The 12,263-nt window shown below is 52.2% G+C and carries 10 protein-coding genes; 8 read left to right on the top strand and 2 right to left on the bottom strand.

The window, feature by feature from the left end:
• The first annotated feature begins 286 nt into the window (after positions 1 to 286).
• From ACYVC2_RS01000 to ACYVC2_RS01025, 6 genes are all read left to right on the top strand, one after another.
• Positions 287 to 1,291, top strand: a complete 1,005-nt coding sequence (locus tag ACYVC2_RS01000) for an ABC transporter transmembrane domain-containing protein (protein WP_461100401.1) — start codon at positions 287 to 289, stop codon at positions 1,289 to 1,291.
• A complete protein-coding gene (locus ACYVC2_RS01005) occupies positions 1,284 to 2,636 on the top strand; it encodes an HlyD family secretion protein (RefSeq protein WP_461100402.1) in 1,353 nt (450 codons plus the stop codon). Before ACYVC2_RS01000 ends, ACYVC2_RS01005 begins: the two co-directional genes overlap by 8 nt.
• Positions 2,633 to 4,195, top strand: a complete 1,563-nt coding sequence (locus tag ACYVC2_RS01010; RefSeq protein WP_461100403.1) for a TolC family protein — start codon at positions 2,633 to 2,635, stop codon at positions 4,193 to 4,195. The genes ACYVC2_RS01005 and ACYVC2_RS01010 overlap by 4 nt, the downstream gene beginning before the upstream one ends.
• Before the next feature lie 164 nt (positions 4,196 to 4,359).
• Positions 4,360 to 6,252 carry a CocE/NonD family hydrolase gene (locus ACYVC2_RS01015; RefSeq protein WP_461100404.1) on the top strand — a complete coding sequence of 631 codons (1,893 nt, stop codon included), beginning with the start codon at positions 4,360 to 4,362 and terminating at the stop codon, positions 6,250 to 6,252.
• A gap of 178 nt (positions 6,253 to 6,430) precedes the next feature.
• Entirely contained in the window at positions 6,431 to 7,534 is a 1,104-nt protein-coding gene (locus ACYVC2_RS01020; protein WP_461100405.1) for a vWA domain-containing protein, read from the top strand.
• A gap of 70 nt (positions 7,535 to 7,604) precedes the next feature.
• Positions 7,605 to 8,279, top strand: coding sequence for a uracil-DNA glycosylase family protein (locus ACYVC2_RS01025; RefSeq protein ID WP_461100406.1), 675 nt, complete (start codon positions 7,605 to 7,607; stop codon positions 8,277 to 8,279).
• 58 nt (positions 8,280 to 8,337) lie between these two features.
• On the opposite strand, the gene ACYVC2_RS01030 is transcribed toward ACYVC2_RS01025, so the two are convergent.
• A complete protein-coding gene (locus ACYVC2_RS01030) occupies positions 8,338 to 8,850 on the bottom strand; it encodes a lipocalin-like domain-containing protein (protein WP_461100408.1) in 513 nt (170 codons plus the stop codon).
• A 362-nt stretch (positions 8,851 to 9,212) separates the two neighbouring features.
• On the opposite strand from ACYVC2_RS01030, the gene ACYVC2_RS01035 reads away from it, so the two are divergent.
• Both ACYVC2_RS01035 and ACYVC2_RS01040 read left to right on the top strand, forming a co-directional pair.
• Positions 9,213 to 9,533 carry a heavy metal-binding domain-containing protein gene (locus ACYVC2_RS01035; protein WP_461100409.1) on the top strand — a complete coding sequence of 107 codons (321 nt, stop codon included), beginning with the start codon at positions 9,213 to 9,215 and terminating at the stop codon, positions 9,531 to 9,533.
• A 174-nt stretch (positions 9,534 to 9,707) separates the two neighbouring features.
• The gene (locus tag ACYVC2_RS01040; protein WP_461100410.1) at positions 9,708 to 10,472 is read left to right on the top strand and encodes an SGNH/GDSL hydrolase family protein; all 765 of its coding nucleotides are present in this window, start codon (positions 9,708 to 9,710) and stop codon (positions 10,470 to 10,472) included.
• A 126-nt stretch (positions 10,473 to 10,598) separates the two neighbouring features.
• Here ACYVC2_RS01040 and ACYVC2_RS01045 read toward each other — a convergent pair whose 3' ends face one another.
• Positions 10,599 to 12,131, bottom strand: coding sequence for a P-loop NTPase family protein (locus ACYVC2_RS01045; protein ID WP_461100411.1), 1,533 nt, complete (start codon positions 12,129 to 12,131; stop codon positions 10,599 to 10,601).
• Positions 12,132 to 12,263: the final 132 nt, after the last annotated feature.

The raw sequence follows: 12,263 nt of genomic DNA on the forward strand, positions 1-12,263 counted from the left end.
TCATTCGTTTTACCAAAGCTCATTTACGAATGATTCGATTGGCTATTTCAAAGTATAGTTATTTTTTCTAAGTAGAAAAACGAGCTAGTCGTCCGGATGGCCATGCCATACCTGCTGGTGCAACCATAAGCCATCCTCATCTATTCATCTGTTTATAAGGCAGTTAAAAATTTAATCTTTCCGACAGGTAGCTAGTCAAATCCTGGGAAACAAAAAAGCTGGTTGTTTCGTTAAGTAGCTGATGGTCTTTTTAATGCCATTTTAATGTCAACAGTTTTTAACGATTATGGCGGTGAATACACACCTACAGCCACCTCCGTCGCCCCTCCAGCGACTGATGCGGCTATTGGGAACCGAACGAAAGGACATTGTCTACACACTTTTATTTGCAATCATCACGGGTCTTATTGGCCTTACCCTGCCTCTGGGTATTCAGGCTGTTTTTAATCTGGTATCCAGCGGTATGCTTTTCAGCTCTATCTATGTGATGATCGGGCTGGTCATTGTGGGCGTTTTGGTGGGAGGAGCGCTGACAATTGTGCAGTTTACGCTGGTCGAGATTATTCAGCAACGCATCTTCGCCAAGGCTGCCTTCGAGTTCACGTATCGACTGCCCCGCATCGAGCCGGAGGCCATGAGCGACTACTATCCACCGGAGTTGATGAACCGGTTCTTCGATGTGGTCACGCTCCAGAAGGGTATGTCGAAGGTACTGATCGACCTACCGGCGGCTGCCGTACAGATTTTGTTCGGCATTATTTTACTTTCGTTTTACCACCCGGTTTTTCTGGGTTTTGGGCTGATTGTCCTCCTGGTCATCTATGGCGTCATCCGGTTGTTCGGGCCGGAGGGAACCCGCACCAGTATCAAAGAATCGAGTGATAAATACAAGGTGGTGAGTTGGCTCGAACAGTACTCGCTGGCGCTTTCAGAACACCGACCGCTGAATGATGCAGCCAACCCCATCGACCAGATCGACAGCCGGGTGGCGAGCTACCTAAAGTATCGGAATGCTCATTTCAGCGTCCTGAAACGCTTTTATTACAGTTCCGTTGGTTTCAGAGCCATCATAACGGGTGGCCTGCTGATTTTGGGAACCTCGCTGGTAGTCAGCCGACAGATGTCGCTGGGCCAGTTCGTGGCATCCGAATTTGTTATCGTGATGGTTACGAGTGCTGTCGATAAATTGACCTCCAGCATCGATACTATATTCGACATGCTGGCCGGCGTAGAAAAAATTGGCACCGTAACCGACCTCCCGATCGAAACCGATACACCGACTCATGCTTAACTTATCGAATCAGGGGATCGATGAGCAGATAGTCGCCGATCATCCACTCAAATCCTTACAGACGCTTCCGAAGCCGCGAAGCAGCCGCCGGCTTGGCCGCTGGATGCTGTTCTTTCTGTTTCTGACCATTGTCGTTATGTTCCTACCCTGGCGTCAGAACATCAATGGTACGGGAAGTATAACCGCCTTAACCCCGCAGGACCGTCCGCAATCGTTACAGAATGCCATTGCCGGACGAATCGAGCGCTGGTCGGCCCGGGAAGGGCAGTATGTCCGAAAAGGCGATACGTTGCTGGTCATTTCCGAAATCAAGGATGAATATTTCGACCCGAATCTACCCCAGCGGCTCAATGAGCAACTGACTGCCAAAAAAGGAAATCGACTGGCTACGGAAGCGAAGATTAAAGCGCTGGACGGTCAGATTCAGGCGCTGGGAGCCGGCGTCAAAGTAGACCTGGCGTCGGCCCGCAACAAGATCCGCCAGAGTCAGTTACAGATCCGGATCGACAGTGCCGATCTGGTCGCTGTCCGGCGTAACTATCAGATTGCCGTTGCCCGGCTCGAACGTTACGAGAAAGGCTATCGGGATGGGTTGTTTTCACTCACGGATCTGGAGGGCCGACGGCTGACCCTTCAGCAGGACTACGCCAAAGTGCTGGTTCAGGAAAATAAGCTGGACGTTTCGCGGCAGTCGCTGGCCAATGCGCAGTTGAATCTACAGCTGATCCAGGCAAAATACGAGCAGGACGTTGCCAAAACCATGTCCGATCGTAGTTCGGCCGTTTCGAGTTTGGCCAGTGCCAACAGCGAGGTTGCTGCCATGCGCAACAAAATCAGCAATGTTGATGTCCGGCGCGGGTTATACGTCATACGGGCTCCCCAGAATGGCTATGTCGTGCGGACGCTAAAGGCGGGCATCGGCGAAACCATTAAAGAAGGCGAATCCATTGCCACCTTACAACCCGCCAGCCCGACCATCGCCGTGGAGTTGTATGTTAGGGCGATGGACGTCCCGCTCATTCAGCGTGGGCGCATGGTCCGGCTGCAATTTGACGGATGGCCTGCCATCCAGTTCTCAGGGTGGCCCGCTGTAGCCGTTGGCACGTTCGGGGGCAAAGTGGTCGTCATCGACGCGGTCAGCAGTACGAACGGAAAATATCGGTTACTCGTCAGACCGCATGCCCTACCCGGCGATCAGCCCTGGCCAGAGCAATTGCGCGTCGGCTCGGGTGTAGTAGGCTGGGTCATGCTCGATGACGTGCCGATCTGGTATGAGATATGGCGTCAGCTGAACGGCTTTCCGCCGAGTCTAAAAGAAGAACCCCAGAACACCGAAAAAGTATGAGGCTATCCATTGCTCTTTACGGGTTCTGGAGCTTATGGCTCTGGTCGGGATTGCTTTTGGGGCAATCGAAGCCTTCGGCGATTTCTGGCCGAACAGAACCTATTTCAACCAATGTTTTATCCCGAACGGCCATTTCGGTTTCGGGCACATCGACGGGTACACTGGCGGCTCCGTTGAGCCCCCCCGACACCTTACCCGTTTTTACGGCGGCCGAATTCTACCAGGCGGTTTTGCAACACAACCCGATCGTTCGGCAGGCGGCTCTGCTGAGTCAGGAAGCCCAGGCGCAGGTTCAGCAGGCGCGTGGTGCCTTCGATCCCAAGCTGTTCACGGACTATCAGCGTAAGAACTTCGGCAATACGCTGTATTACGACAAATGGCAGTCGGGGCTTTCCGTACCCGTATTACCTGGTGGCCTTGACCTCAAAATGACCTACGACCGAAATACGGGCAAATACCTGAATCCGGAAAATAACGTTCCGCCCACGGGGCTGATGGGCGTAGGCATAAGCATACCGGTAACGCAGGGGCTCTTTATCGATGCCCGACGCAATACACTCCGGCAGGCGCAGGTAGCCGTCAATCTAGCTGAGGCAGAACGGCTTTCGCTCATCAACAAAACGCTTTTAGACGCGGCCAAAGCATACTGGGACTGGTATATGGCGTATCAGCAGTTTCGCTGGATCGAGCGGGGGTATCAATTGGCGCAGGCTCGCTTCCAGGCTGTTCGTCAGCGAGCGCTGATCGGCGACGCAGCGCCGATCGATACGACTGAAGCCCTGATCACAGTGCAGGATAGACTGGTTCAGCTGCAACAAGCGGGCGTCGGCTGGCAAAACGCTCGTCTGCAGGTAAGTACTTTTCTGTGGATCAGCAAAGACGGGTCGGCTCCTCAACCGGTCGATCTACCCGCTACGGTTGTTCCGCAGGCCGCCCTACCCGATCAGACCAGCCAGATGCAACTCCAGAATCTGCTTGCCCAGGCAGCCGAGCGCCATCCCGATCTGCTTAAGCTGGCCAGCAAACAGCAGCAGCTAACGATCGAAGAACGCTACCGGCGGGCGCTGTTAATGCCAAAAGTAAATCTGCAGGCTAGTCTGCTGAGCCGGGGACCGCTTTCGGAAGCGAGCTACGACGGCGTCGATTACTACGGGTTTCAGGCAGACAACCACAAGATCGGTGTCGATCTGGCCTTCCCGATCTTTCTGCGCGCCGAACGGGGAAAGCTCCGGCAGACCCAGCTCAAAAACCAGCAAACTGGTCTGGAACGCCAACAAACCGGACGCGACATTGTGAACGAAGTACAGCGGGCCTGGAATGAACTGGCCGCACTTGAGCAGCAAATCCAGACGCAGCAACAGACCGCCAGTAATCAGCAGATTCTGGTCCAGGCCGAGGTAGAAAAGTTTCAACTGGGAGAAAGCTCGCTCTTTCTGGTCAACAGTCGGGAAAGCAAGCTCATCGATTATCAGGTGAAGCTGGAGGAACTACGGGCTAAACATCAGAAAGCGCTGGCCAGTCTATGGTACGCAGCCGGATCGAACATAGGCACTCGGTAACTGGCGTTCCAGCTTTAGTCCGCAATAAGTAAAGCAGGCTAAAGCTGGAACGCCAGTTACTGAGTGCCATACATGCAGACGCCCGGTTTTGGGGCGTCTGCTTTGTTTTACGGCCATAAATTCGCTACTTCACTGCGCTTCATCTTAGCTTAACCAAACCAGGAATGAAAAACCGCTCCTCTTTCACAAGACTGGCGTTCGCGATGGTCTTGTGCTGCGTCCGGTATGCCCATGCTCAGGACGATATCCTCAAAAAGCTTCAGGAAATTGCCATCATCGAGCAAAAAATCATGATGCCCATGCGCGACGGGGTTCGGCTGGCAACCGACATCTATCGGCCGAAAACCGACAAGCCCGTTCCGATCATTTTCTCGAAAACCCCCTATAATTTCAACGGTTGGGGCGACGGTGAACTTCGTCAGAACTCCTACCAGGCGGCCCTGGACGCGGTAAAACACGGTTATGCATACGTTGTCCAGAACGAACGGGGTAAGTTTTTCTCGGAAGGTGACTGGGATATTCTCGGACCTCCCACTACCGATGGGTACGACGCTTTTTCGTGGATGGCCAAACAGCCCTGGTGCAACGGAAAAATCGGCACCTACGGCTGTTCATCTACGGCCGAATGGCAGATGGCGGTAGCGGCTCTGGACCACCCATCGCACGCGGCCATGGTTCCGATGGGGTTTGGGGCTGGCGTCGGTCGCGTGGGACCCTTTATGGAACAGGGCAACTGGTATCGGGGCGGAGCGCAGCAAATGCTGTTTACGACCTGGCTCTACGGCACTCAAACGGATGCGCTGGCCCGACCGCTGTTTCCCAAAACAGCTACCAGCGACGACCTGACGCGCGTATCCCGCTTTTACGATCTGGCCCCCGAAATGCCCAAAGTCGATTGGGCACAGGGACTGAAATACCTGCCCGTGAAGGACATCATCAAAAATGCCAACGGCCAGAAAGGAATTTACGAGAAAATGATCGTTCGTAAACCCAACGATCCCGACTGGTACAAAGGCGGTCTTTACCACGACAACATGCCTTTCGGGGTGCCCAGCTTCTGGTTTGCCTCCTGGTACGACGTTTCGATCAGTCCGAATCTGGCGCTGTTCAACCATGTCCGTAAGAACGCGACCGACCCGCAGGTGCGTGACAACCAGTTTCTGGTTATAGCCCCAACGCTGCACTGCGCCTACAAACGCGCGACGGAGAACACCGTTGTCGGTGAACGAAGCGTAGGCGATGCCCGACTCGACTATGACGCCCTCATGTACGGCTGGTTCGATTACTGGCTGAAAGGTGAAGCCAACAACATCCTGAAAAACACGCCCCACGTGACGTATTACACAATGGGGTCGAACAAGTGGCAGAGCGCCGATACCTGGCCACCCGCCAGCACCGAAATGACGACCTACTATCTTTCCAGCAGTGGTCACGCCAACAGTTTATACGGCGACGGGAAATTGATGACCAAGTCGTTGGGAAAAGACCAGAAACCCGATGCATTTGCCTATGATCCGGCGTATCCGGTACCCTCTTACGGCGGCAATGTATGCTGCACAGGCAACGCGATACAGGGCGGATCGTATGATCAGCACCAGATGGAAACCCGGCAGGATATTCTGGTCTATACCACCGAACCCTTCGCGGATGGCGTCGAACTGACCGGCTCGATCGAACCAACGCTTTACGTTTCGTCGGATGCCAAAGACACCGACTTTACGGTTAAACTGATCGACGTTTATCCGGATGGGAAAGCGTATAATCTGGACGAGACGATTCTCCGCGCTCGCTATCGGGAGGGTTTTGATAAAGAGGTATGGCTGACGAACGGAAACGTGTATAAACTTACGCTAACCCCCATGTCGACCAGCAATTATTTTGCGCCGGGTCATCGTATTCGGATTGAAGTGTCGAGCAGTAATTTTCCCCGCTTCGACCGGAACATGAATACGGGAGGTGATAATTACAGCGAAACGAAAGGCGTGGTCGCGCACAATCAGGTTTTCCACTCAGCCCAGTATCCGTCGCAGGTTCGGTTGCCTATTGTGAAAAAATAGATTGGCTGGCAAGCGTTGGCTGGTTGGTTTTCGGAAGTCTAGCATTTGATCCATAAATTGACGAAATTCGTAGAGCAGAGGGCCTAGCGAACAAATCCGTAAAACGTGCTGTTCTCCAGGTACGCTCCATTTTCTGCAAACAACGCGCTGCGTTCGTACCGAAAAAACGACTTTACTGATGAAAGGCTTTCAATTTTCTGATTATATCCCTCCCGAGCAAAAAGAAGGCAGCAACTTCGACAAACTGCTCAATATTTTTCAGCAACTGTTGCTGCTCACTTCCGGCGATGTGGAACAGGCTATGTCGTGGATGAGCCAGCTCGATCGGCAGTACGGCCTCACCGACGACAAATATGGCATCGGCAATTTCTTCGATGATCTGAAGGAAAAGGGCTACCTGACCGAAGAAAACGAAGAAGGCAAGATCGTGATGACAGCCAAGAGCGAGCAGACGATCCGCCGGAGTGCGCTGGAAGAAATTTTCGGCAAGCTGAAGCGCTCGAAGTCGGGAGGGAACCACAACACGCCCTATACCGGCACGGGCGATGAGCTGAGCAGCGACCTGCGGTCCTATCAGTTTGGCGATACCCTGGAGCAGATTTCCATGACGGAGTCGATCCGAAACGCCCAGATCAACAGCGGTGTCGAAGAGTTTCACCTAATGGAACGCGATCTGGAGGTAACGGAAAAAGAGCAAAAAACCCAGACTTCGACCGTGTTGATGATCGACATCAGCCACTCGATGATTCTGTATGGCGAAGACCGCATTACGCCTGCTAAAAAAGTAGCGCTCGCGCTGGTAGAACTAGTGAAGCTCAAATACCCGAAAGACACGCTCGACATTGTGGTGTTCGGCAACGATGCCTGGCAGATTCAGGCCAAAGATCTCCCTTATCTCGAAGTTGGGCCGTACCATACCAACACCGTGGCCGGGCTTGAGCTGGCGATGGATTTGCTGCGCCGTCGGAAGAATAAGAACAAGCAGATTTTCATGATTACCGACGGAAAACCGACCTGCCTGAAAGAAGGGATTAAATACTATAAAAACTCATTCGGGCTGGATCGGAAAGTGGTGAGTAAAACCCTGACGCTGGCCGCGCAGTGCCGCCGACTGGAAATTCCGATCACGACGTTTATGATTGCGTCCGATCCGTACCTGAAGCAGTTTGTGCAGGAGTTTACCAAAGTCAACAACGGGCGGGCTTATTACAGTGGTCTGCAGGGTTTGGGCAACATGATGTTCGAAGACTTTCAGCGAAACCGGCGGAAAAATATCAAATAAGCGGTTTGTAATCGATGCTATTTTTCAAAGTCGGGCCCAACCATCCCGACTTTGTTTTTGCCGGTAAAAAATGACCTTCGCAGACAAAGCTATTTCGTATTACCACACCCTGTCGGCTCCGCCAGCACTGCCACCGGGTGTCGGCGTCATGAACCCGTATCATCAGCCGGAGGTGCGGCAAATAGTCGAAGAATTCTACACCAAGTTTTATAACGACAATCGCCCGCGGGTATTCGTGCTGGGTATCAACCCAGGGCGATTTGGAGCCGGGGTTACGGGTATTTCGTTTACTACCCCCCAGAACCTGCGTCGCTATTGTGGTATCGACAATTCCCTGCGCGACACCCCGGAGCTATCGAGTCGGTTTATTTATCAGGTTGTCGATGCGCTGGGTGGAGCGGAGACTTTCTACGGGCAGTTTTTCCTGACGTCGCTGTTCCCGCTGGCGCTGACCAAAGACGGGAAAAATTATAATTTCTACGACGACCGAACCACCACAGAAGCGCTCTGGCCTGCCATTACGGAAACTGTTCGGACGCAGACCCATTTCGGCTACGACCGCCGGGTGGGCGTGTGTCTGGGCCGGAAAAACGAAACGTACCTGCGCCGGCTCAACGACCAGCAGGGCTTTTTCGACCGAATCGTTTCCCTCGATCATCCGCGCTATATTCTCCAGTACCGCAGCCGCGACGTGAATACCTATCTCGAACAATACATTCAGACGCTCGGCGACTGTCTGCTATAGAACAGCGTCGTGTCAGAAGTTCAACTCCTGACACGACGCTGCCAACCAGGATGTGCTGCTAAACGCGTTTGAATTCAATGGTGGTTGTATACGTTTCCGGCTTCCCGTCGCCATCCGTATCCTCCTGCTCCTGTGTACTCCAGGTCATCGTATTTCCGCTCACTTTCAGGTCGTACGTTTCCGCTCCATCACTGTCTGTAATGGTCAGTTTATTGTCGGCCACTTTCCAGGTTGATTTGTCCTGAACCGGATTGTATTCATCCGAACCGGTTGATTTACAAGACGGTGAAGGGGTTCCTGTAATGCTTCCGTCGCTATTAAACGTCCCTTTGGTGTCGGTCAGGCAGGCAACCCCATCTTCGCCGATATACGTCTTGAGCAGAGCCAGGTAATCGACGGAATTTTTATCATCCTTAAGGGTCATAGCCGAAACCTTCCAGCTGCCAACAATGGAATTTGGGGTTACCGGATCGCCCCCGCCACCATTTTCTTTCTTACAACTACCGAACCACAGCGGCATGGCGACTACCAGCGCCCAACCCATTAACCGACCTACTTTCGCTATTTTCATAGTACTTATTGATTGACTGATTTTTGATTTTGGGCAAAAATAGAAGCGCTTACCGCCCGTGTTAAGCGAGCAATGTCTGGGCAGTAGATTTCATTGGTTGAACTGAATATATTCCTGTCTGTACTGCTTAGCCAACACCAGAATCAGGTGTATATTTGGTTTTCGAAAAAGCCGACTCTCTATGCGATGCGGCAGTTTATTTTTTTTCGCAGCCTCTGTTTGATTTGCCCCGATATATCGGTCAGGCTGGTCTTTTCCGGTTATAAGGGCTAGAAGCCTGATAAATGGTGTTCATATAAACTACTAACTACCTAACTTTACCGGTTAAACGCCAATCTTGTCTAACCACTTACCGCTCGTTCATGCTCGTCACCACTACTTCTAACATTGAAGGCAAGCAAATCACCAAATATGTAGGTCTGGTCAATGGGGAGGCCATTATTGGGGCTAATCTTGTCAAAGATTTCTTTACCTCGATCCGCGATGTAGTCGGAGGCCACTCGGGTGCGTACGTACAGGCCCTGCGCGAAGCCAAGAGCATTGCGCTCAAGGAAATGATCGACCAGGCAACCCGGCTGGGAGCCAATGCTGTGATCGGCGTCGATCTGGACTACCAGACCATCGGTGGAAATGGATCGATGCTCATGGTCAGTGCGAACGGTACGGCGGTGATCGTCGCATAAGCATCAGTTGTATAGGAAAATTAAACTTCAGAAGGGCTTTGCAGCCCTTTTTTTGTGGCTACGCATGCATGATTGTACAGAACGACCGAAGAATTAATCCGACTTTAAAGTCATGGCTGCAACAGTGAGGAAAGACCAGACGTATTCCTGAACAGTATCAGTCTCTTTTCCTCTATGAACGTGTTGGTAATCGGTGGCTGCCATGTGGGTAATTATGGTGTTCAGCAGCACCTGGGTTTTGTTCAGCAGTGGGCAACGCATCTGAAAGTAAGTACCCACGAACCGGTACACCTTACTTGCCTGAGTATGGTCAAGCTTGAGCACCTTCCCAGCCTGCTAAGCCAGTATCAGGATGAGCTGACGGAAGCCGACCTGATTGTTCTACAATTGGGCCACTATGAACTATCCTGGCGGAAGCGTTTCCAGGATCTTTTCCAGCCTACCGTTGAAGCGGGCAGGTCCGAACCCACTTATCAACGAATATCTTTTAAACCATCAGCGTATTCGACTTTCCTGCATAAGTCGCCCCACAAGCCCGAACGGTATCAGGTGAAAAACCGACTCAAGACTGCTTTACTGGGCCTGCATCAGGCAACATGGGGTGAGCTTCCTTTTCTGCGTCAGTTCAGAGACAAGTTAACCAAAGCATTTGCACAGCTAGCTGCTTATCAGGATAAAATCGTTGTCCTAACGCCTTTTCCGACCCTGAACCGACTCGATCAATGGTTACGCCGAGCCAGTCATCCGTTCCTGATCGAAGCCGCCATCAGGCAAGGGCTACGGGTGGCCGATACGTTCGAAGCCGTTCCGTGCCAACAACCGTATTTTCTGGCCGATGGCGTTCACCTCAACAGTCTGGGGCATATGGTTGTGGCGCTGTTTCTGAGCGAATTGCCACTACCTACCGAAGAAAAGACTCAATTATCGGCGGTTCGGTAGATTCCCGATTTTCCTGATCGAAAAACTTGAAATACAAAAAGCGACGGGTCATCCCGTCGCTTTTTCCATGTATCGCGGTTTAGTCCGCTTTGTTACTAAAGCGGACTAAACCGCGATACCTATAAGTTAGAACCGGTCGTCATCGTCGTCTTCCTCTTCTTCGCCAAAGTTAGTACCCGGATTGAACATCGACCCGAGCAAATCTTTAAACGACAGTCCGGTGTCCATCGCTTTTTTACCCACCAGCGAGTGTTCGGCCAACCCGTGCAGCGCAAACTCCATCATGAATAATTTTTCGGACTTGCTGAGCCGTGGGTGATACTGATCGACCAGATCGTCGAGTCCGTCGATCGTCCGCAAGCGGGCTTCGTAATCCCGATTGGTCAGATCGTTCAGGATATCCATGGTGTTGCCGTCGCCAAACCAGTCTGTAATTTTCCGGTATGGGTTACCACGCTTGTCTTTCTTGGCTTTTTCCGGATTGGGAAAATACTGAAGAAACTGGTTGCGAATGGCTTTCCCGATCAGGTTTTGTGCCACGATGACCGGTCCTTCTACCTCGCCTTCGTAGACCAGCTCGACCTTGCCGCAAATGGCCGGCACAACGCCGTACAGGTCGGCGATGCGCACGTAGGTTTCTTTTTCACCGTTGAGCAACGCCCGCCGTTCGGCCGACGACAGCAGATTTTCGTAAGCCGAAATAGTCATCCGGGCCGACACGCCACTCTTCGAGTCGACGTATTCACTTTCGCGGGCTTCCATCGCAATCTGCTCGATCAGATCACCGACCAGGTCATTGGTTTTCACCATACCTTTCTGCTCGGTCTTGACAATAGCTTCCTGCATGGTGATCTTCTTCCCGATCTCAATCGACTTCGGGTAGTGAGTGACGATCTGCGAATCGATCCGGTCTTTCAGGGGGGTTACAATACTGCCCCGGTTGGTATAATCTTCCGGATTGGCCGTAAAGACGAACTGGATATCGAGTGGCAACCGTAGTTTGAAACCCCGGATCTGGATGTCACCTTCCTGCAGGATGTTGAACAGCGACACCTGAATGCGGGCCTGCAAATCTGGTAATTCGTTGATGACAAAAATACAGCGGTGCGAGCGGGGAATCAGGCCGAAGTGAATCGTTCGTTCGTCGGAATACGGTAATTTGAGCGTAGCCGCTTTGATCGGGTCTACATCGCCGATCAGATCGGCTACCGACACATCGGGCGTGGCCAGTTTTTCGGTATATCGATCGTTGCGGTGCAGCCACGAGACAGGCGTCTGATCGCCTTTTTCAGCGATCAGGTCGAGAGCAAACCGCGAGAGTGGCTGCATCGGATCGTCGTTCAGTTCGGAGCCCGCTACGACTGGAATATACTCATCCAGCAGGTTGACCATCAACCGGGCAATGCGGGTTTTCGCCTGGCCGCGCAAGCCCAGCAGGTTGATGTGGTGCATCGACAGGATAGCCCGTTCTACATCGGGAATGACCGTCTCTTCGTAGCCCCAGATTCCCGGAAAAACAACTTCTTTCTCTTTAATTCGCTCGATCAGGTTATCCCGTAGTTCCTGCTTTATCGAGCGGGTTTCGTACCCGGCGGCTTTCAGTTCGCCCAGCGTGGTGATAGATAATAATTTTGATGCTTTCAGGCTGCGGTAGTTCATCCGTATCTAAGTGAGTAATGATCAATGTATAATGAAGATAACGTCCAGAAACAGATAAATAATGATAGAGCAACTAGTACTTAATCGATAATCCAGGCTATCATCACAGCATCTGCGCTGCATTATACATTC

The organism is Spirosoma koreense (genome assembly GCF_054777875.1).